At 62.1% G+C, this 20379-nt stretch carries 20 protein-coding genes; 13 read left to right on the top strand and 7 right to left on the bottom strand.

What is annotated here, in order from left to right:
• Positions 1 to 12 precede the first annotated feature (12 nt).
• From merD to AC5P5R_RS04305, 5 genes are all read left to right on the top strand, one after another.
• Positions 13 to 378, top strand: a complete 366-nt coding sequence (gene merD, locus AC5P5R_RS04325) for a mercury resistance co-regulator MerD (protein ID WP_000995360.1) — start codon at positions 13 to 15, stop codon at positions 376 to 378.
• Positions 375 to 611, top strand: a complete 237-nt coding sequence (gene merE / locus AC5P5R_RS04320; protein WP_003132004.1) for a broad-spectrum mercury transporter MerE — start codon at positions 375 to 377, stop codon at positions 609 to 611. Before merD ends, merE begins: the two co-directional genes overlap by 4 nt.
• Positions 608 to 1597, top strand: a complete 990-nt coding sequence (locus AC5P5R_RS04315; RefSeq protein WP_164281485.1) for a DUF3330 domain-containing protein — start codon at positions 608 to 610, stop codon at positions 1595 to 1597. Before merE ends, AC5P5R_RS04315 begins: the two co-directional genes overlap by 4 nt.
• A 175-nt stretch (positions 1598 to 1772) precedes the next feature.
• On the top strand, positions 1773 to 2333 hold the full coding sequence (locus AC5P5R_RS04310) for a recombinase family protein (RefSeq protein ID WP_010921730.1): 561 nt from the start codon (positions 1773 to 1775) through the stop codon (positions 2331 to 2333).
• A gap of 3 nt (positions 2334 to 2336) precedes the next feature.
• On the top strand, positions 2337 to 5303 hold the full coding sequence (locus AC5P5R_RS04305) for a Tn3-like element TnAs1 family transposase (protein ID WP_005413400.1): 2967 nt from the start codon (positions 2337 to 2339) through the stop codon (positions 5301 to 5303).
• Here AC5P5R_RS04305 and AC5P5R_RS04300 read toward each other — a convergent pair.
• Positions 5300 to 5500 (bottom strand): hypothetical protein, encoded by a 201-nt coding sequence (locus tag AC5P5R_RS04300; protein ID WP_032966765.1) that lies wholly within the window; start codon positions 5498 to 5500, stop codon positions 5300 to 5302. The two genes, AC5P5R_RS04305 and AC5P5R_RS04300, sit on opposite strands and share 4 nt — an antisense overlap.
• 61 nt (positions 5501 to 5561) lie before the next feature.
• Here AC5P5R_RS04300 and AC5P5R_RS04295 point away from each other — a divergent pair, with 61 nt between their 5' ends.
• The 3 genes from AC5P5R_RS04295 to AC5P5R_RS04285 all read left to right on the top strand — a co-directional run bounded on the left by AC5P5R_RS04295 (position 5562) and on the right by AC5P5R_RS04285 (position 7703).
• On the top strand, positions 5562 to 5822 hold the full coding sequence (locus tag AC5P5R_RS04295; protein WP_049401600.1) for a hypothetical protein: 261 nt from the start codon (positions 5562 to 5564) through the stop codon (positions 5820 to 5822).
• Positions 5823 to 6201: 379 nt separating this feature from the next.
• Positions 6202 to 6786, top strand: coding sequence for a DUF6988 family protein (locus AC5P5R_RS04290; RefSeq protein ID WP_401750236.1), 585 nt, complete (start codon positions 6202 to 6204; stop codon positions 6784 to 6786).
• 242 nt (positions 6787 to 7028) lie between these two features.
• The gene (locus AC5P5R_RS04285; RefSeq protein ID WP_005413401.1) at positions 7029 to 7703 is read left to right on the top strand and encodes a helix-turn-helix domain-containing protein; all 675 of its coding nucleotides are present in this window, start codon (positions 7029 to 7031) and stop codon (positions 7701 to 7703) included.
• A 314-nt stretch (positions 7704 to 8017) separates the two neighbouring features.
• On the opposite strand, the gene AC5P5R_RS04280 is transcribed toward AC5P5R_RS04285, so the two are convergent.
• From AC5P5R_RS04280 to AC5P5R_RS04260, 5 genes are all read right to left on the bottom strand, one after another.
• A complete protein-coding gene (locus AC5P5R_RS04280) occupies positions 8018 to 8476 on the bottom strand; it encodes a cyclin-dependent kinase inhibitor 3 family protein (RefSeq protein ID WP_021201830.1) in 459 nt (152 codons plus the stop codon).
• Positions 8477 to 9745: 1269 nt separating this feature from the next.
• Positions 9746 to 10177: an NIF family HAD-type phosphatase gene (locus AC5P5R_RS04275; protein WP_031269101.1), complete on the bottom strand. Its 432-nt coding sequence runs from the start codon at positions 10175 to 10177 to the stop codon at positions 9746 to 9748.
• 88 nt (positions 10178 to 10265) lie between these two features.
• Positions 10266 to 10898: a hypothetical protein gene (locus AC5P5R_RS04270; RefSeq protein WP_021201832.1), complete on the bottom strand. Its 633-nt coding sequence runs from the start codon at positions 10896 to 10898 to the stop codon at positions 10266 to 10268.
• Positions 10899 to 11070: 172 nt separating this feature from the next.
• Positions 11071 to 12012, bottom strand: a complete 942-nt coding sequence (locus AC5P5R_RS04265; protein ID WP_049401588.1) for an SseB family protein — start codon at positions 12010 to 12012, stop codon at positions 11071 to 11073.
• Positions 12013 to 12014: 2 nt separating this feature from the next.
• Positions 12015 to 12308 carry a BPSL0761 family protein gene (locus tag AC5P5R_RS04260; RefSeq protein ID WP_223224794.1) on the bottom strand — a complete coding sequence of 98 codons (294 nt, stop codon included), beginning with the start codon at positions 12306 to 12308 and terminating at the stop codon, positions 12015 to 12017.
• Between the two features lie 294 nt (positions 12309 to 12602).
• On the opposite strand from AC5P5R_RS04260, the gene AC5P5R_RS04255 reads away from it, so the two are divergent.
• From AC5P5R_RS04255 to AC5P5R_RS04235, 5 genes are all read left to right on the top strand, one after another.
• Positions 12603 to 12866, top strand: coding sequence for a heavy-metal-associated domain-containing protein (locus AC5P5R_RS04255; protein WP_021201833.1), 264 nt, complete (start codon positions 12603 to 12605; stop codon positions 12864 to 12866).
• A 137-nt stretch (positions 12867 to 13003) separates the two neighbouring features.
• Positions 13004 to 13399 carry a hypothetical protein gene (locus AC5P5R_RS04250; RefSeq protein ID WP_005413404.1) on the top strand — a complete coding sequence of 132 codons (396 nt, stop codon included), beginning with the start codon at positions 13004 to 13006 and terminating at the stop codon, positions 13397 to 13399.
• Between the two features lie 73 nt (positions 13400 to 13472).
• Positions 13473 to 14777 carry a TolC family protein gene (locus tag AC5P5R_RS04245; RefSeq protein ID WP_170935783.1) on the top strand — a complete coding sequence of 435 codons (1305 nt, stop codon included), beginning with the start codon at positions 13473 to 13475 and terminating at the stop codon, positions 14775 to 14777.
• Positions 14774 to 16288: an efflux RND transporter periplasmic adaptor subunit gene (locus AC5P5R_RS04240; protein WP_005413406.1), complete on the top strand. Its 1515-nt coding sequence runs from the start codon at positions 14774 to 14776 to the stop codon at positions 16286 to 16288. Before AC5P5R_RS04245 ends, AC5P5R_RS04240 begins: the two co-directional genes overlap by 4 nt.
• Positions 16285 to 19425 carry an efflux RND transporter permease subunit gene (locus tag AC5P5R_RS04235; protein ID WP_495226319.1) on the top strand — a complete coding sequence of 1047 codons (3141 nt, stop codon included), beginning with the start codon at positions 16285 to 16287 and terminating at the stop codon, positions 19423 to 19425. Before AC5P5R_RS04240 ends, AC5P5R_RS04235 begins: the two co-directional genes overlap by 4 nt.
• 104 nt (positions 19426 to 19529) lie before the next feature.
• On the opposite strand, the gene AC5P5R_RS04230 is transcribed toward AC5P5R_RS04235, so the two are convergent.
• Complete coding sequence (locus AC5P5R_RS04230; protein ID WP_005413408.1) at positions 19530 to 20360, bottom strand: DUF4198 domain-containing protein; 831 nt, start codon at positions 20358 to 20360, stop codon at positions 19530 to 19532.
• Positions 20361 to 20379 lie beyond the last annotated feature (19 nt).

Here is a 20379-nt window from a genome sequence, read left to right as displayed (position 1 = left end):
AGGAGGTGTTCAATGAACGCCTACACGGTGTCCCGGCTGGCTCTTGATGCCGGGGTGAGCGTGCATATCGTGCGCGACTACCTGCTGCGCGGATTGCTGCGCCCGGTGGCGTGCACACCAGGCGGCTACGGCTTGTTCGATGACGCCGCCTTGCAACGGCTGTGCTTCGTGCGGGCGGCCTTCGAGGCGGGCATCGGCCTCGACGCGCTGGCGCGGCTGTGCCGGGCGCTGGATGCGGCGGACGGCGACGAAGCGGCCGCGCAGCTTGCCCTGCTGCGTCAGTTCGTCGAGCGTCGGCGCGAAGCGTTGGCCGATCTGGAAGTGCAGTTGGCCACCCTGCCGACCGAGCCGGCACAGCACGCGGAGAGTCTGCCATGAACAACCCCGAGCGCTTGCCGTCCGAGACGCACAAACCGATCACCGGCTACCTGTGGGGCGGACTGGCTGTGCTGACTTGCCCCTGCCACCTGCCCATCCTCGCTGTCGTGCTGGCCGGCACAACCGCCGGTGCTTTCCTCGGCGAGCATTGGGTCATCGCGGCGCTCGGTTTGACCGGCCTGTTCCTTCTGTCCCTGTCGCGGGCGTTGCGGGCATTCAGGGAAAGAGAATGAGCGCTTTCCGGCCGGATGGATGGACGACGCCGGAACTGGCCCAAGCGGTCGAGCGCGGGCAGCTTGAACTGCACTACCAGCCCGTCGTCGATCTGCGCAGTGGTGGGATTGTCGGCGCGGAAGCCCTGTTGCGCTGGCGTCATCCGACGCTTGGACTATTGCCACCGGGCCAGTTCCTGCCCGTGGTCGAATCGTCCGGCCTGATGCCTGAAATCGGCGCTTGGGTGCTGGGCGAAGCCTGCCGCCAGATGCGTGACTGGCGAATGCTGGCATGGCGACCGTTCCGGCTGGCCGTCAATGTTTCGGCGAGCCAAGTGGGACCGGACTTCGACGGGTGGGTAAAGGGCGTGCTGGCTGATGCCGAGTTGCCCGCCGAGTATCTCGAAATCGAGCTGACCGAATCGGTCGCGTTTGGTGATCCGGCGATCTTCCCCGCCCTGGACGCCTTGCGGCAGATCGGTGTGCGCTTCTCCGCCGATGACTTCGGGACGGGGTATTCCTGTCTGCAACATCTGAAGTGCTGCCCAATCAGCACGCTCAAGATCGACCAATCGTTTGTCGCCGGGCTCGCCAACGACCGCCGCGACCAAACCATCGTGCACACCGTGATTCAGCTTGCGCACGGGCTGGGCATGGATGTGGTGGCTGAAGGCGTGGAAACATCGGCGAGTCTTGATCTATTGCGACAAGCGGACTGCGACACAGGACAAGGCTTCCTGTTCGCGAAGCCAATGCCGGCGGCGGCATTCGCCGTCTTCGTCAGTCAATGGAGGGGTGCCACCATGAATGCAAGTGACTCGACCACCACCAGTTGCTGCGTGTGCTGCAAGGAAATCCCGCTCGATGCCGCCTTCACCCCGGAAGGCGCGGAATACGTCGAGCACTTCTGCGGGTTGGAGTGTTATCAACGCTTCGAAGCGCGTGCCAAGACAGGGAACGAAACCGATGCCGATCCGAACGCCTGCGACTCGCTACCGTCAGATTGAGGCATACCCTAACTGGATGTCAGGCAGGGCCGCGCCGCTTAGTCAGAATAGAGTCATCTTTCGCATTTTTTGACACATGCCTGCGAAGGTCATAGATTTCAGCCTGACAGAAACGGGGTTTGAGGCACAACGGAACAGAAGGAGCACTTAAGCCGCCTTCAACCAAGGAGACATCGTGCAGGGGCACCGCATCGGCTACGTCCGGGTCAGCAGCTTCGACCAGAACCCGGAACGCCAGCTGGAACAGACACAGGTGAGCAAGGTGTTCACCGACAAGGCATCGGGCAAGGACACCCAGCGCCCCCAGCTCGAAGCGCTGCTGAGCTTCGTCCGCGAAGGCGATACAGTGGTGGTGCACAGCATGGACCGGCTGGCCCGCAACCTCGATGACCTGCGTCGCTTGGTACAGAAGCTGACTCAACGCGGCGTGCGCATCGAGTTCCTGAAGGAGGGCCTGGTGTTCACTGGCGAGGACTCGCCGATGGCCAACCTGATGCTGTCGGTGATGGGGGCCTTCGCTGAGTTCGAGCGCGCCCTGATCCGCGAGCGGCAGCGTGAGGGCATCACCTTGGCCAAGCAGCGTGGCGCGTACCGGGGCCGCAAGAAAGCCCTGTCCGATGAGCAGGCTGCTACCCTGCGGCAGCGAGCGACGGCCGGCGAGCCCAAGGCGCAGCTTGCCCGCGAGTTCAACATCAGCCGGGAAACCCTCTACCAGTACCTCCGCACGGACGACTGACACATGCCGCGTCGCTTGATCCTCTCGGCCACGGAGCGGGGCACCCTGCTCGCGTTGCCAGAAAGCCAGGATGACCTGATCCGCTACTACACCTTCAACGACTCCGACCTGTCGCTGATCCGTCAGCGGCGCGGCGACGCCAACCGCCTCGGCTTCGCCGTGCAACTCTGCCTGCTGCGCTACCCCGGCTATGCGTTGGGCACTGACAGCGAGCTGCCCGAACCGGTCATCCTGTGGGTGGCCAAGCAAGTCCAGACCGATCCGGCGAGTTGGACGAAGTACGGCGAGCGCGATGTGACCCGTCGCGAGCACGCCCAGGAACTGCGCACCTACCTTCAACTGGCCCCGTTCGGCCTGTCCGACTTCCGCGCCCTGGTGCGCGAGCTGACCGAACTGGCCCAGCAGACCGACAAGGGCTTGCTGCTGGCCGGCCAGGCGCTGGAGAGCCTGCGGCAGAAGCGACGCATCCTGCCGGCGTTGAGCGTGATCGACCGGGCTTGCTCGGAGGCCATTGCACGGGCCAATCGGCGGGTCTACCGCGCCCTGGTTGAACCGCTCACGGACTCGCATCGGGCCAAGCTGGACGAGCTGTTGAAGCTCAAGGCCGGCAGCAGCATCACCTGGTTGACCTGGCTGCGCCAGGCACCGCTGAAACCCAACTCTCGGCACATGCTTGAGCACATCGAGCGGCTGAAGACATTTCAGCTGGTGGACTTGCCCGAAGTCCTGGGCCGGCACATCCACCAGAACCGCCTGCTCAAGCTGGCCCGCGAGGGTGGGCAGATGACGCCCAAAGACCTCGGCAAGTTCGAGCCGCAGCGGCGCTATGCGACCCTGGCCGCCGTGGTGCTGGAGAGCACTGCAACCGTGATTGATGAGCTGGTGGATCTGCACGACCGCATCCTAGTCAAGCTGTTCAGCGGCGCGAAGCACAAGCATCAGCAGCAGTTCCAGAAGCAGGGCAAGGCGATCAACGACAAGGTGCGCCTGTACTCCAAGATCGGCCAGGCGCTGCTGGAGGCCAAGGAAGCCGGCAGCGACCCCTATGCCGCCATCGAGGCGGTGATCCCCTGGGACGAGTTCACCGAGAGCGTCAGCGAAGCCGAGCTGCTGGCCCGGCCGGAGGGCTTCGACCACCTGCACCTGGTCGGCGAGAACTTCGCCACCCTGCGCCGCTACACGCCGGCTCTGCTGGAGGTATTGGAGCTGCGCGCCGCCCCGGCCGCGCAGGGCGTGCTGGCAGCCGTGCAGACGCTGCGCGAGATGAACGCCGACAACCTGCGCAAGGTGCCGGCCGATGCTCCCACCGCCTTCATCAAGCCGCGCTGGAAGCCACTGGTGATCACCCCGGAAGGCCTCGACCGGCGCTTCTACGAAATCTGCGCCCTGTCCGAGCTGAAGAACGCCCTGCGCTCCGGCGACATCTGGGTCAAGGGCTCGCGGCAGTTCCGCGACTTCGACGACTACCTGCTGCCGGCCGAGAAGTTCGCCGCGCTCAAGCGGGAACAGGCCCTGCCGCTGGCGATCAACCCGAACAGCGACCAGTATCTGGAAGAGCGCTTGCAGCTGCTGGACGAGCAGTTGGCCACTGTCGCCCGCCTGGCCAAGGACAACGAGCTGCCCGATGCCATCCTCACCGAGTCCGGGTTGAAGATCACCCCGCTGGATGCGGCGGTGCCGGATCGGGCGCAGGCGCTGATCGACCAGACCAGTCAGTTACTGCCGCGCATCAAGATCACCGAACTGCTGATGGACGTGGACGACTGGACGGGCTTCAGCCGCCACTTCACCCACCTGAAGGACGGGGCCGAGGCCAAAGACCGGACGTTGCTGCTGTCCGCGATCCTCGGTGATGCGATCAACCTCGGGCTGACCAAGATGGCCGAGTCGAGCCCCGGTCTGACCTACGCCAAGCTGTCCTGGCTGCAAGCCTGGCACATCCGCGACGAGACCTATTCGGCGGCCCTGGCCGAGCTGGTCAACCACCAGTACCAGCATGCCTTCGCCGCCCACTGGGGCGACGGCACCACCTCATCCTCCGATGGCCAGCGTTTCCGGGCTGGCGGCCGGGGCGAGAGCACCAGACACGTCAACCCGAAGTACGGCAGTGAGCCGGGACGGCTGTTCTACACCCATATCTCCGACCAGTACGCGCCGTTCAGCACCCGCGTGGTGAATGTCGGCGTGCGCGATTCCACCTATGTGCTCGACGGCCTGCTGTACCACGAGTCCGACCTGCGGATCGAGGAGCACTACACCGACACGGCCGGCTTCACCGATCACGTCTTCGCCCTGATGCACCTGCTGGGCTTCCGTTTCGCGCCGCGCATCCGCGACCTCGGCGAAACCAAGCTGTACGTGCCGCAGGGCGTGCAGACCTACCCGACGCTGCGGCCGCTGATCGGCGGCACCCTGAACATCAAGCACGTCCGCGCCCATTGGGACGACATCCTGCGCCTGGCCAGCTCGATCAAACAGGGCACCGTCACTGCCTCGCTGATGCTGCGCAAGCTCGGCAGCTATCCGCGCCAGAACGGCCTGGCCGTGGCCCTGCGCGAGCTGGGCCGGATCGAACGCACGCTGTTCATCCTAGACTGGCTGCAAAGTGTTGAGCTGCGCCGCCGCGTGCATGCCGGCCTGAACAAAGGTGAGGCGCGCAACTCGCTGGCCAGGGCGGTGTTCTTCAACCGCCTTGGGGAAATCAGGGATCGGAGCTTCGAGCAGCAGCGCTACCGGGCCAGCGGCCTCAACCTGGTGACGGCGGCTATCGTGCTGTGGAACACGGTGTACCTGGAGCGCGCCACCCAGGGGTTGGTCGAGGCCGGCAAGCCGGTGGACGGCGAGCTGCTGCAATTCCTGTCGCCGCTGGGCTGGGAGCACATCAACCTCACCGGCGATTACGTCTGGCGGCAGAGCCGCAGACTGGAAGACGGGAAGTTTCGGCCCCTACGGATGCCCGGAAAACCTTAGCGTACGATTTTTTCCGAATTCTGCGAGCCCCCCAGGAAGAATTGCGTAGACCCGCGCGCAGCAAGCACTACGTTGTGCTGAGGGATCAGCAGCAGCTTTGCCCCCGCGGAATACGCCCCTGTGAGAGCATCCTCTGCCAGGGTATCCGCTGCGACGACGAGGTGGTCACGAGTGAGGAGAACGTTGAGGATGCTCATTGCGGGATCGTCTAGACGTTTGCAGACTATCGCCTTCCCCTCCCCTCCTGTCCAGACTGCTATGGCCTCCGCGATCACACAAATTCTTGGTCGCCCCAATGCTTGCGAGAACGCACTTGAGATACGCCGCGGCTACCTCAAGGCGATGGAAGATGCGCTGCGGGTTTCGCTTCTGATCCACCAAGATCCAAGGCTTCTGTTCGACACGTGGGCCAGACTGCTCCCCTTGATCGCTCAAAGCCACGAGAGTGACGGCAGCCAGCCATTTGCGACCGGGATCGTCCGCTCGCGCGATCATGGATCCCGGCGGTTGGCTGGCTGAGCGTATGGTTGCAATATAGGAAGCAATCGCGCGCGGACCAGAACGCTGTTCATCGCAGACATTCTTAGGGTGCCATTGCAGAGATTTCAGCTTTTGAGGAATAAAATTTCAGTGCAAGACGGTCCATTGCAGAAAAATTTGACTTGCGACTGACGCAACGCAGAAATTGCTGATGCACGGATGATGCAATGCAGAGATTACCGGCTAACAGATGCTGCAGCCCAGCCGGCCAACTGAGGGCTTTGCCCGATGGACGAGCCGTTACTCTTGCCTGCAGATCACGATTCTAGGATGACTTGTGCCTCAATCGGCTGACCAGGATCGGGCGTCTGTGCTGGAGGGCTCCTTAGAGCTCTTGGGTGAAATTCGAGCCGCTTGGATGGAGATAGAGCATGGACGTGACCGAAGATCGACGGCGGTGGCGGCACTTTGCCAGATGTCCCTTGATCACGCCGTGGCAGTACAGTCCCTGATCGCTACTCTGCCCCAGTCAGCAATCTCGCTGGTCCGGCCCCAGTATGAGGCCCTCGTGCGTGCAACCTGGGCATGTTATGCAGCTACCGACACCGACATCGAGAAGCTTCTTGCGCCCCTGACTCTGGAGAGTCAGCAAGCGGCAAAGAGGCTCCCTGGCGTTCAGGACATGCTCGTAAAGCTTGAGTCCTCTGGGCCCCGAGGAGCATCACAGTTGTTGGGCAGAGCCAGACAATGCCTTTATGTCGGCTTGAACTCCTATCTCCATGCCGGGATTCACCCCTTGGCAAGGCAGTTAAATGGCTACCCGGGCGCGCTTCTGGCGGGGGTGGCCATGAACAGCAATGCGCTTGCCATGCTAACCCTTCTGAATCTGGCGCACCTGTGGCCAGGCGAACCAGTTCTGGCATGGATGAATGCACTGCATCATCAATTTGGGGGTGTTTTGCCAGAGTTGGAGCCATTGACCCCCCATCAGCCCTCGCCATAGAGCTGTCCCGGATCGCCTGCGCGTCTAGGGTGGGGTCTGTGGTGAGTGACTAGGCAGTTGGGCCTCGCCCCCCTCTGGGGGCACGGGGAGAACATCACGGGCGCATAAGCAGTTGCCCCGGATTTCTCGTTGGGGCAAGTCCTGGCAGTTGATCTGTGTCGGGGGCCTGTCGGGCGACTGTCATGTTTCCAAGTTCGGCACCCTCCTAATCTGGGCTCCCTACCCCTCCGGAGTTATCTTCTATGACCACCAAGACCCCGCCTCGCCTGCTTACCGCTGCTGAGGTTGGCGCCTGCATTCGCCAGTTCCGCCAGTTGCGTCATTGGTCGCAAGAACAATTGGCCGAGATCTCGGGCCTGAACGTGCGAACAGTTCAGCGGGTTGAGCAGGGTGACTCGGCCAGTTTCGACACCCGTCGCGCACTGGCGCGCGCCTTCGATTTCAATGACATCGATGCACTCAACAAGCCTTTCTCGCTGCCGACAGACGAGGAACTGCAGGCGGCGCAAGCGCAGTTTGAGCGCGACTACATCACCCTGGCGGTGTCCCCGCTTGCTGCTGGGCGCGAGCTGGCCAGCCTGATCGTTTCGTGCGACATGGATCTGTCCGAACCGGCTTTCGAGCTGTCGCGCGAGGCGGCGAGCGAGTTTGCTGCACTGGTCGACTACTACCGTGAGTATCGCGACTGCCAAGACCTGTATTCAGAAGTCGACAAGCTAGACATCTACGACGGGCTGCAGCAGCGCATTGAGGTCCTGCGGGAACTGGGAGTATCACTGTCGCACGGTCAGCGTAAGGTCGTCATTCGGATGGGCTCAGGTATGCCGATGGATGCCACGGTCCTGTACGTCGTGGCGTTTCGCCTCGGCCACGAGTGCAGTCAGATCGTAACTCCTAAGGCAGCACGCATCGGCTGAGTCAGCATTCATTAGATCGATAGTGGTGGCGATACATCTGACAGATGTCTATTGATCGCGCCGTCGCAGTACAGTCCCTGGAGGTTGCCCTGCCTTAGTCAGCGATAGCGCTGGTCCGGCCCCAGCACAAGACCCTGATTCGTGCGACAGCAAGGTTCTTAGCTTTCGAGGCAGCGAATTTTTGATGTGCCCTGAACCCTCGCGAAGATCCACTATGGAGACGCCGTCGATTTCTGGATCCAGACCTAAGAAGCCCTCGAGTTCTGGATCCACAGGCAACTCGTCCTTGAGTTCCTGACTGCGCACCTGAGTGGTCAAGCTCCGCCCGGGTGAAGGCTCTGCGCCCAGTACTCTAGGAACTCCTCTTGAGCAATCGTTTCGATTGCGCCTGGCCTGGCATGCCGCACCATGTGGATGGCATCCGATGCCCGCTTGGCCTCGCCAGACTGCAGCAAAAGCATGGCAGCGACCGTTCCCGCGCGTCCCAACCCCCCCTTGCAGTGGACCACGATCCTTTGACCGCTCAGCATGTCAGCGACGAGCTCAGCACTTAGCTGTAGCCAATCTTTGAGGAGTCTGTCGTCTGGTGCGGCTCCATCAGTGATTGGCAGTCCATGCCAAGAGATGCCCTTCCCCGCCACTATCGCCGGTAAGCTCTCGATTCGAAGGTCCTTGAGCTCCCAAGGCTCAAGCAAGGTGACTAGGTGAGTGGCACCCCAGTCCTGAATAGCCGAGACGTCCACATCTAGGTCTCTCGCCCATGCTCCAGTCATGGCGACTTCCTGGTACTTGCCTGGCGCAAATGTCACCCCTATGCCGCCTCCATGGGCTCCAACAGGCAACTCTGCAATCAGTAACGGGTGGCTAGCGCTGGTGCGCATCATTTCGGCTCTCCCAACATGCGGTAACGTTCTGCGTCGTGCGCCGGGGCGCTCCCCGCTCATTCGCTGCACGGCTAGGATATCGGATGTTCAGATATCGTTGAACTGGAGAGAACACCTAAGGGTCAATATCGGAAAGTCAGATAGACAGTCTGTGGGCAGGTTGATATCCTGACAACTGGTATCGCGATTTGAGGGCTGTGTGGCCTATGTCGTTAGCCAACCGACCCTCATCGCGCCCTGGCCAGAACTGGACAATTTCGTTCGTTCAATAGGTCCCTTTCTTGCGTGCGCGTGGTGCGCGCTAGAGCGCTCAAGAACGGCTAGTTCGCCGGTAGCTGCTGAGGGGTTGGCCTCGCAGGCACTTGACACGCTTGCGACGCTGCGCGTCCTCCATCGCGAACCAGTCGAATGTTCTCGGCTTGCCGCAAGATCTCTGTATGAGCCCCTGGCTTGGTCCTACAAATCTCCGTGGTCTCGCAGTGACTTGAACCTTGAGTCGGCATTGACCCGGTCGCTCACCCAGTGGGCGGCTGAGTGCACGCCCAGTGCGAGGCGGAATCTCGGAATTTCACTGGCATCCACCGAAGCTCGAGCGTACTTGGCAAACCTTCTGCGGAAGCATCGGTTGGACCCGAAGCTAGGCGACGGGCTTCAGTCGATTGGATCGCCTGAATGGAATGCGCTCAGCTTGGGGCGTAAGCGCTACGTGCTGTGGGCGAGCATGCGAAATTCTGCCTCGGAGTTCATACAAAGCGGTTTGGATGAGCATGCCGCGAGGCGAGCACTTGATCGCGAGATAAAACGCAGATGCATCTGGTTAGCTGGACGCGAGCAAGCTGGAACCCTCGCCCGGAAGGATTTTTGCTTCTTGCCTGGTCAGGGTTGGCGTCAGCCGTTGATCCTGGACGTTGCAATGGAGACTTTCCTGCCGCTGGGCATGGCGTACTGGCTGGAACCTAGCGGCAGTTGGCAGCTTTAGCTTCTAGTCTGAGTAGACCGACCAGCTGCCACGGGTCCATGAGATGGTTTGAGGGGGCTCAGGACTCTATCGCGGTAAACGCCCCCCCAGGTCTATATCGACGGTTCTCCAACGAAGCGCTGGACCTTGGTTGACCGGCGAGCCTGTGGCCCATTGGACGCTGGCCAAGAGATGGCCCTCTAGTACTCGTTCAGTCGCTTACGGATTGCCTCGATGGCATCGTCCAGTCCCGCGTCGTCCTCGGGGTAAGGAGAACAAAACAGTTGAACCGGGACCCAGCAATGTTCCTGTCCCGGTTGTACATAGGGGGCGTAATCATCTAGTAGCCATGCAGAGCCGATGGGCTGGGAAACGTTGGCAAGATCCTTCGTCGGCCCAGTCCAGTCTATGTATGGCAAGCGGGCAAACCAACCCGGGGCCGCTCCTTCGCAAGCCAATAGGTCGGCAATCTCGCGAAATCTAGGCTCCGGAACTGTGGTGAAGATGACTAGACCCTCAAAGAGCGACTTTGCCGACTCCAGAAATTCGTAGAGGCCCGGGCGCGGGATCTGGCTTACAGCGTTGGAAATCAGCGTTCCTTCTAAGTCCAAGGCGAGGATGGAGGGGCGCATTGTGTAATGGTCCTCTTTGGCGGGGGTGAACGTCGGTACCGCTACCAAGCCCCGCCGGAGGGTGATCCGCCGGCGGGGCTTGGTAGCATCAGACATCTTCGAACTCGCTCGCTTGCTTGAGTTGGTTCTCAAGGAAATCAATGCGCTTCTGAAGATCGGCACTTAGATAGGCTTTGTCCGTAAAGTCCATTGCTGTCTCAGGGATCATCTCCAGCTCGACGCGTGTGGATGTAGCTTGACGAATCGCCAAGGTGGTCCAGGCCTTATCGCCCTTGACGAATCCGACAGTGAATCGAGCCGTAACATGGTGTTCGGGCTTGAGGCCTTCGATGGAACGGAAATCGCTGCGCACCTTCGACGTGGCTACAGGCTGTACATCGCCATTGATGTACAGCGCCGCATTCCAGCTCGCTTCGCTCAATGGCAGTGTTGAGCGGTTGATGATGCGGGCGGTGATGACTGGCTTGGGCCCAAAGAAGCTGTTTTCCATCCGGAACTCTGGATCAACCGCACTGACCCTCTTTAGCTCGGCGATAGTAGGAAGTTGATCGTTGGCCTCCTGTCGTAGCGCTTCTATCTCCTTGGGATTGCTATCCCTGATGTGCTTAACCTGCCCTCTCACCACCTGCCTTACGGAAGCGTTTGGGTAGGTCTGGTTCAGTTTTTCAAGAAGGTCGGCAGGGATTCGTGAGAAAAACAGCCGAATCGTCTCTAACACCATGATTCAACGAGGAAACACCCCTCGACGTCAGGCAGTTCGTGGATTACAGACCTAGGCTTGATTGAACCAGAAGCCGCGTGACACAGGCATTCCTGGAGTACTGCTCAGGCACGCGTGCCCTTCTTGAATATTGGATTCAAGAGTTTCCACGCTCCTGACCCAACGGAAACCTTCAAGAAGGCTCTGACCGTCGCCTGATCCATTGCAGTAGTTCCTCGTGCGGGATCGTACGTCCAGCGTCGACGTCGGCCATACCCTCGCGGGTCCGCCGTTCCTTCTCTTCCTCGGTCAATCCCGGAAGGAGTGCTAGTAGCTTATCTTCAGGGCTCATAGGCCGATGAGCTGTGCTCAAGTTGGCTTGATTCTCGTGAAAAAATATGGGCAGGATCTGGGGATCATCCAAGCCCGCCGGCAAAGGCAGCGATACGTCGTGGACCGCCAAGTCGATGATGACGTCCAAATCTGAGCATAAGGGCTGTATGGCGGTGGTCACCAGACGAGCCGCCCGCTCGGCGAAAGCCAGGTCCACCACCAGCCAGATCAACAGACCGGGAGGCTGTTCGACGCCCCCTGACGAGTGAGTTTCCAGGAGATAGGCCGACGAGACGAAGTCGGCGTGCTCAAGGCTGCCGCTGATGGCCGGAGCGAGCCAAGCCGGCGCGGCCTGGGCAGGTCTCACCGCGAACTCCGCCGGCGCCAGACGTTCCACCCTGGCCAGAAAGCCCGTATCCAACAATGTCGCAACCTCTTCCGGGTACAGGACAACGCCGCCGTAGTTGGGATTGAGCATCAACGTCGCGCCGCGAGTACCGGTTAGCAGCTCACGGCCTGAAACTCCCAGAATTCTGACAGCAGACGAGCTGGCCGCCTGCGCCTTGTCGAGCGAGGTAAAGAAAGGGATCGCATCGAAACCGTCAGGATGGCGGAACTGGACCAGCCGCAGTGTCTGCGCGTCGTCCGAGATGGGCGCATGCACGTACACGATCGCATCCATCAGTCGCTTGAAGAATGCGCGTTCCTCGGCCGCACTGTCGCGGGCCCGTTCAAAGGAAGCCTCCAGCGCTGTCTCCGCAGACGTAGTCCCTCTTCCACGCGGCCTGCTCGGTTGCTTCATGGTCAGATGCGATGAGGGCCGAGCGGGTACCCGGAGAACCAATCCGCCTCGATCTCGCTGCTCAGGTAGGGTCGTACGAAGGCCGACTGGGTCAGCGCTCGCAGCCGCTCTTCGTGCTCAGCAATCGCCTCGATGTCGCTGACGGTTGGATAGTGCCGCAGCAGTCGATATGCCTCTTGCCGCACCTCTTTAGGCACGGCTTGGCTGGCCGCTAGCTGCCTGAGGAACGCGCCCGCCTGCAGCACATTGCGGGTGCGCTCAGATGGCATCGTCATGACATCAAGAATGACTAGCACTAAGGAATGCTTAGCTTATCGCGTTTGTGGCCGGCCAGGGCACGGTGCAACTACAGACCTTGCGATTCCTGTATTAATGTAATATAATCAATAACTTAATTCGCATAAGTGAGCGTTATGTCCATGGAGTGAGGGCCAATAGGAACGAGCAGGTAGCCTGAGCCTTCCCATGATGGGAAGGTCAACAACGCGGGACGGATTACCACTCAACTTGCCTGTCGTTTGACCTTCCCACCGTGGGAAGGCTCATCGTCACGCCGTCGGCAAACCGCCGATGCTTTTGGAGGGTTGTCCATGAATCTCGTTGTTGAAGGTATGACCTGTGGTCACTGTGTCCGAACGGTCACCCAAGCCATTCAGGCCCTTGACCCCCACGCCCAGGTGGACGTCGATCTGGGCAGTGGCGTGGTCAAGATCGAGGGCCTGCTTGCCGTAGAACAGGCGGTTGAGGCTATCCAGCGGCAAGGCTATGTGATCGCTGCGGTGCTCCCTTCTGAGGCTGGTACGCCGGCCGCCCCGGCCGTCGCATCCTCCTGCTGCGGCGGATGCCACCGCTGAGTCCGCGCGAGGGCTTGATCCTGATCAATGACAGTCGGCCCCAAGAGGGCTAGACTGGCCATCATGAGAGCTCGCACGTCCCCTGCCCTGATCTGCCCAGCGTCCGCAGGCGCTGCTTCGGGCGTGCGGGAGCTGTCATGGTGAGGCTGCTGAGGCGATGGCGGCGACCCCGTTCTCGTGCCCGACTGGCATGGCTGGGACTGTGGGCGCTGCTGCTGCAGCAACTCGCGCTGGTGGCTTACGCCTGTCCGCTGGAATCGGTGGAAGCTGGACAAGCGACCCTGATGGTCGGTTGCGAAGAGATGTCCACGCCGGATCCCGATGCTCCGGCGTTGTGCGACCAGCATTGCCAGCGCGATCACATCGCCACGGCCGATGCGAAGGCCCCTCAAGTGCCTTACCAGCCCGCGCTGGCCGCCTTCGCGCTGGTGCAGGCTCTGTTGCCACCGGTACACGCGCAGTTGTATCGGGATGTTCCGGTGTGCGTGTCCGATCCGCCTCCCCTGCAGCGCTTCTGTAGCCTGCTGATTTAAGCCCCCTCCTGGATTGACCCGTGCTCGTGCTGCATGCGTTGCAGCGCGCTCGTTGTCGTTTCCCGGAGGTCTTATGGAGATGTCTTTCTTCTTGCGTGCAAGGCGCAAGATGGCGTGTGGGTTCGTGTTTGCCCTGGCGCTCAGTGGTCCTGTGCTGGCGGCATCGCCCGCTATCCCGATCAGCTACACAGAAGCCCTACAACGGGCGCTTGCTAACGCCCCAACCCTGCAGGTGCGCCGATCGCAGATCGATGCCAGTACCGAAGAAGCCGCGCGTGCTGGCGCGCTTCCCGACCCACGTTTGATCGTGGGGCTGGCGAACTGGCCCGTCAGCGGACCCGATGCCTTCAGCTTGCGGGCCGATGAGATGACCACCCAGCAAATCGGTCTGATGCAGGAGTTTCCTGCGCGTGCGAAACGACGTGCCGAGCACGCGTTGGCGCAAGCGACGCTGGCGCAAGCGCGCTCACTGTCGATGGCCGAACAGCAGATGGTGGCCCAAGCGGCCGCGCTGGCCTGGATCGAGCTGTGGAGTACGCAGCAAGCCGTAGATGCGTTGGAAGGTCTGCGCGAGCCGGCCCGTATAGCCGAGCGTGCGGCGCGTGCTCGCTTGGCAGGCGGCACGGCCGGGGCCAGTGATGTGCTTGCCGCCCAGGCCGCCCTACTGCAGTTGGACAATCGCCTGGAGCAGGTACATGCGGAGCACGCCGCCGCGCAGGCCGGCCTGGCGCGGTGGTTGGGTATTGCACCAGAGGCGATCTTGGCCAGTGGTGCGGCACCGGATTTTTCGCAGTTGCCATTGGAGCCCACCCAACTGCTGGCCAAACTGGACCAACACACGCCACTACTGGGCTGGGAGGCACGCGAGAGCTTAGCCCAGGCCCAGGTGGATGCGGCCGTGGCCGAAACCCGCCCGGATTGGAGTGTGGAGCTCACCTACGGACGTCGCGAGCGCGCACCCGACGGCATGGCGCGCAGCGACATGCTCATGGTGGAAGTGGGTGTGGGCCTGCCGCTGTTCCAGAAGAACCGCCAAGCACGAGGCATCGCGGCACGGCGGGCCGAGCTGGAGGCGGTGTCCGCAGAGCGCGATGAGGCCCGGCGCATCCAAGCCGAGTCGGTGCAACGCGCGATAGCGCGATGGCGCGGGTTAACCGGCCAGTTGGAGCGCCAGAACACGCAGAGCCTGCCTTTGGCGCGCGATCGTGCACGCACGGCGTTGGCCGCCTACGGCGCCGGTGCCGACCTGCAGCCGTGGCTGGAAGCGCGGCGCGATGAGATCGAATTGCACCTGGAGAACGCCCGTCTGCTGGGCGAACAGGGCCGTGCCTGGGCGGCACTGGCCTATCTGCTACCCCATGAGGAGAACACGCCATGAGCCCGACCAAGACGCGTCTCACACAGCTCGCCGTGGCCCTCGGGTTGCTGGCGCTCGGCTTTGCCGGCGGCTACGCCTGGATGACTCGAACCTCTGATACCACCCCGCCCCCCGGCACGAGCGTCGCAGATCAAGCACGCAAGGTGCTGTACTGGTACGACCCCATGGCGCCGGAGCAGCGATTCGACAAGCCGGGCAAATCTCCGTTCATGGATATGGAGTTGCTGCCCAAATACGCAGATGAGGCCATAGGGGGCGGAACGCAGATCGATCCGCGCCTGCAGCAGAACGTGGGCATACGCACTCAGGAAGTGACGGTAGAGTTACTAGGGACTGCCGTACGCGTGCCGGGCACACTGACGTGGGATCTGACCCAGGAAAGCGTGATCAGTGCGCGCATGGAAGGCTTGATCACCCACGTGCAGGTAAAGGCGCCGTTTACCGAGGTTCGTCGTGGTCAAACGCTGGCCACCGTGCAGGCCCCGGCATGGAACGCGGCCATCGCCGAAGCACATGCCCTGAGCCAAGCTCAGTCCGCGGGCGCGCGTGAGCTGCAGGGTGCGGCGCAACAACGGTTGCGTTCGTTGGGTGTTCCTTCTGGCGCCTCGGCCAGAAGTGGCGTCGTGCTTAGCGCAGACCACAGTGGTGTCGTGACCGAGATCCTGGCACGCGAGGGACAGACGGTGATGCCCGGTACGCCACTGTTCAAGATCAATGGGCTGGACACGTTGTGGCTGGAGGCCTCGGTACCCCAGGCAGCGCTGGGCACCTTGCGGCCGGGGACCTCAGTGCAGGCCACGGTCAGTGCCTGGCCGGCAGAGCGCTTTGCCGGACAGATCCAGGCGTTGCTTCCCCAGGTCGACATGGCTAGTCGCACGCAGCGGGCGCGAATTGTGCTGCGCAACCCGCAGCGTCGGCTGGTGCCGGGCATGTTCGCCGAGGTTCTGGTGCAGCCCGACGCCGAGCAGGCCCTGCCAGTCGTTCCCACGGAGGCGCTGATCGCCACCGGGCGGGACAGCCGGGTCATCGTGCAGGATCCGGACGGGAGCTTCCGGCCAGTGCGGGTGAGTGTGGGACGTAGCGTGCAAGGGCGCACGCAGATCGTGGCAGGCTTGGCCGGTGGTGAACGCGTGGTCGTCTCGGGTCAGTTCTTGCTCGACTCCGAAGCCAGTCTCTCCGGTGCGTTGGAGCGCCTGGGTGCTGCACAACCGACACGCCCTGCCAGCGCATCAGGTGTGCACGAGCGCCATGACGCCGGGCACGAACCACGCACTGTCGTGCCGTCACCGTCCAGACAGCCGGCGCCTGTCGCGCCAGACACCTCCACCTCTACGCCGCCGCGCTGCCCGGTGCAGTACTGGTATGACCCGATGGTGCCGGAGAAGCATTTCGACAAGCCGGGCAAGTCACCGTTCATGGATATGCAGTTGGTACCCAAGTTCGGCCCCGCCGCAGCCGCTGATTGCCAGGCAAGCGAGGTCATGTCCGAAGCGATGGAGGGCACACCATGATCGCGCGCCTGATCCATGCTTGCATCGCCAATCGCGTGCTGGTGCTGGTTGCCGCCGCGCTGCTGGCGGTGGTCGGTATCTGGTCGGTAAAGAACACGCCGCTGGATGCGCTGCCGGACCTGTCCGATACCCAGGTCATCATCCGCACGCAATGGGCGGGGCAAACCCCGCGCATCATCGAAGACCAGGTCACCTACCCGTTGGCCACCACGATGTTGTCCGTGCCGGGCGTGAAGGCGGTACGCGGCTTCTCCTTCTTCGGTGATTCATTCGTCTACATCCTGTTTGACGATGCCACTGATCTTTACTGGGCGCGCTCTCGAGTGCTCGAGTACTTGAGCCAGGTACGCGATCGACTTCCGCCGAATGTGAATCCGGCGCTGGGTCCTGATGCGACAGGACTGGGCTGGATCTACCAGTACGCCTTGGTGGATCGGACAGGTCAACGTGATGTGGGGCAGCTGCGTGCGTTGCAGGACTGGTTTCTTCGTTATGAGCTAAAAACCGTGCCGGACGTGGCTGAAGTAGCCAGTGTGGGCGGTGCGGTGCGCGCCTGGCAGATCCAGCCCGATCCGCAGGCGTTGGCGGCCCGTGGACTGACGGTGGCCGAGCTCATCGAGGCGGTGGATGCGGCCAACGGCGCTACCGGGGGCTCGGTGATCGAACAAGGCGAAGCCGAACTGATGGTGCGCAGCGAAGGCTACCTGCGCACACAGGAGGCGTTCGAACAGGTGCCGGTAACCGGCAACGACGGCATCCCCGTCCTGCTCGGCGAGGTGGCCACGATCAGTCGCGGGCCGGTCTTCCGTCGTGGTATCGCAGAGTTGGATGGTCAAGGTGAGGTGGCCGGCGGCGTGATCGTCCTGCGGACCGGCAAGGATGCCTTGGGGGCCATTCGGAACGTCAAAGCGCGACTGCAGGCGTTGCAATCCAGCTTGCCCGAGGGCGTGGAAGTGGTGCCGGTGTACGACCGCTCCGAGCTGATCCAGGATGCGGTACGCAACCTCACCCACAAGCTTGGCGAAGAGTTTCTGGTCGTAGCGCTGGTATGCCTGCTGTTCCTGTGGCACCTACGCTCGGCGTTGGTGGCCGTCATCACCCTGCCTTTGGGTATCCTGGCGGCCTTCATCGTGATGCACGCCCAGGGGATCTCCGCCAACTTGCTGTCATTAGGCGGCATCGCCATCGCCATTGGTGCGATGGTCGATGCAGCGGTGGTGATGATCGAAAATGCACACAAGCATCTGGAGCACTGGCGGGAGGCGCACGGCCGGGAACCTCAGGGTGAGGAGCGCTGGCAGCTGATGGCCCGCTCGGCGGCCGAGGTCGGACCGGCCCTGTTCGCCAGCTTGCTGGTCATCACCCTGTCTTTCGTGCCGGTTTTTGCCCTGCAGGCGCAGGAAGGGCGATTGTTCTCGCCTCTGGCCTACACCAAGACCTACGCGATGGCCGCCGCAGCAGGGTTGTCGGTGACCTTGATCCCCGTCTTGATGGGCTACCTGATCCGCGGCCGCATCCGCCCGGAACAGCAGAACCCCATCAATCGCATCCTGATCGCTGGCTATCGGCCCATCCTGCTGTGGGTCCTCAAACATCCCGGTGTCACCTTGCTGCTCAGCGGCCTGCTGCTAGTGCTCACCTTGATCCCCTTTAGCCGGTTGGGCAGTGAGTTCATGCCGCCCTTGGAAGAAGGCAGCCTGTTGTACATGCCCACGGCCCTGCCCGGCCTGTCCGCCGACAAGGCCCGTCAGTTGCTCCAGCTCTCGGGCCGGATGATCAAGACCGTACCGGAGGTTGAGCACGTGTTCGGCAAGGCGGGCCGTGCCGAAAGTGCGACCGATCCGGCACCGATCGAAATGTTTGAGACCACCGTGACCTTCAAGCCGCGGGATCAATGGCGCCCGGGCATGACCCCCCAGAAGCTACGCCAGGAGTTGGACGCAGCGGTCAAGATTCCCGGTCTGACCAACCTATGGGTCCCGCCCATTCGCAATCGCATCGATATGTTGGCCACCGGCATCAAGAGCCCGATTGGGATCAAGGTCTCCGGACCCGATGTGGAGCAGATCGAGCGCCTGAGCCAGCAGATCGAGCAGGTGGCCAAGACTGTGCCCGGCGTGAGTTCGGCACTGGCCGAACGCGTCACGGGTGGGCGCTATGTCGATGTACAGGTGCGCCCGGAAATCGCTGCACGTTACGGATTCACTCAAGGCCAACTCCAGCAACTGATTGCCACGGTCGTTGGCGGTGATCCAATCGGGGAAACGATCGAGGGGCGCGAACGCTATCCCATCGTCTTGCGCTACCCCCGTGGCCAGCGTGACTCGTTGCAGGCCTTGCAGGATCTGCCGCTGATCGCGCCAGGCGGTGTGCAACTGACCTTGAGCCAGGTGGCGGAGCTGTCAATCAGCCCAGGCCCGCCGATGCTCAAGAGCGATAACGGCCAGTTGGTGGGCTACATCTACGTGGATGTGGCCGATCGCGACTTGGGATCGGTGGTCCAGGACCTGCAAGCCGCGGTGCAGACCCAGGTGAGTTTGCCTGCCGGCTATGGTCTGGCGTGGTCGGGGCAGTACGAGTATCTGCAACGGGCTTTGGCACGCCTGCAATGGGTGGTGCCCGCGGCGTTGGCGATCATCTTCCTGGTCATCTGGATGGTGTTTCGCCGGCTTAGCGATGTATCCATCATCCTGCTCAGCTTGCCCTTGGCGTTGGTGGGCGGTTTCTGGTTGATCTGGGGGCTGGGCCATGCGATTTCGGTGGCCAGCATGATCGGATTCATCGCTCTGGGCGGCGTTGCGGCTGAGTTCGGCGTCATCATGCTGCTGTACCTGCGTCATGCCTGGGAGCAGCGCTTGGCCAGCGGTGCGCCGGAAGATGTGTCTACCCTGCAAGAGGCTATCTACGAAGGCGCCGTGCAACGGGTGCGCCCGAAGGCGATGACGGTAGCCGTCATCCTGGCCGGGTTGTTTCCGCTTTTCGTCGGTGCCGGTGCCGGCTCGGAGGTCATGCAACGTATCGCCGCGCCGATGCTGGGTGGCATGCTCACCGCACCGGTGCTCTCTATGGTGGTGATTCCCGCAGCGTTCTATCTAGTGCGGCGACGTGGATTGCGCGCGGCGCGGGGCGACCAATGAGAGACAGACTGAGCACTTGAGGTAAGTCCCCACAAAAAGACGCCAGTCATGGAAGAAGTCATGACTGGCGTCAAAGGGGAGAGTACCGCCTACATGCTTACTTATCAGTGCCCGGCGTGCGGGGAAATCTCAAAGCTCAGCGACGCCCGATCCGACACAAAATCCAAACCCTTTTGTGTAGAGGGCACAATGTGATTGGTGTGGATGTACCAGGTCTTGGCGGTGGTCACCTGGAAACTGGCTTGGCCTTGGGCATCGGTGCGCAGGAGCGTAGCGCTACCGTGCCCACCCTTGACCGGTGCGTCAGCACGATGACCGACGTACACGCGTAGGTTGGGCACTGGCGTGCCCTGCTGCAGCACCTGGAACGACAGCTGTTCGCCGACCTTCACGCTTCCAGGATTGCGGGCCAAGCGGATCTCCAGCGGATAGCCCAGCGAGGCAGCGAAATCGTCGGTCAGTTTTGTGCCCACCTGTCCAATGGTACGAGCATGCTTGGTATAGCTATAGGTGACCCCTTTGGGAAACTTGCTCGCATCATAGGTGGCCAGGGTATCGGGCAAGTCTTCCAACTCCAGGTACTTGCCGAACTCGCTGGCCGTACGCGTGCTGGTGGAGGCCATCGTCGAGACCCCCAGCAGATAGGTGCCCTCGCCCGCCGGATGCACGGTGAGCTGGCTCTGCTTGCCGACCTCTTTCCAACTGGCCAAGTCCGGTGCAGCCTTAGCGCCGCCCTGACTCAGCGAAACGTCCTGTAGACGCGCTCGGGTGACTGCACCTGCACTTTCATCGAAGGTGCCATTGTTCACCAACGCTGTGTTCGCCTCGCCCGCTGCGGTGCCAGGCTTGGAGAAAGCGACAAACAGGTCGTGCGCACCGGCACTGCCGGCCACAGCGAACAGCAGTAGTGTGGCGGATAGTTGCGTGTTTCTCATGATGTGTAGCTCCTCGTGA

It is taken from the genome of Stenotrophomonas sp. YJH_SMC_19 (genome assembly GCF_059367915.1).
This window is presented reverse-complemented; position numbering and strand designations above follow the sequence as displayed.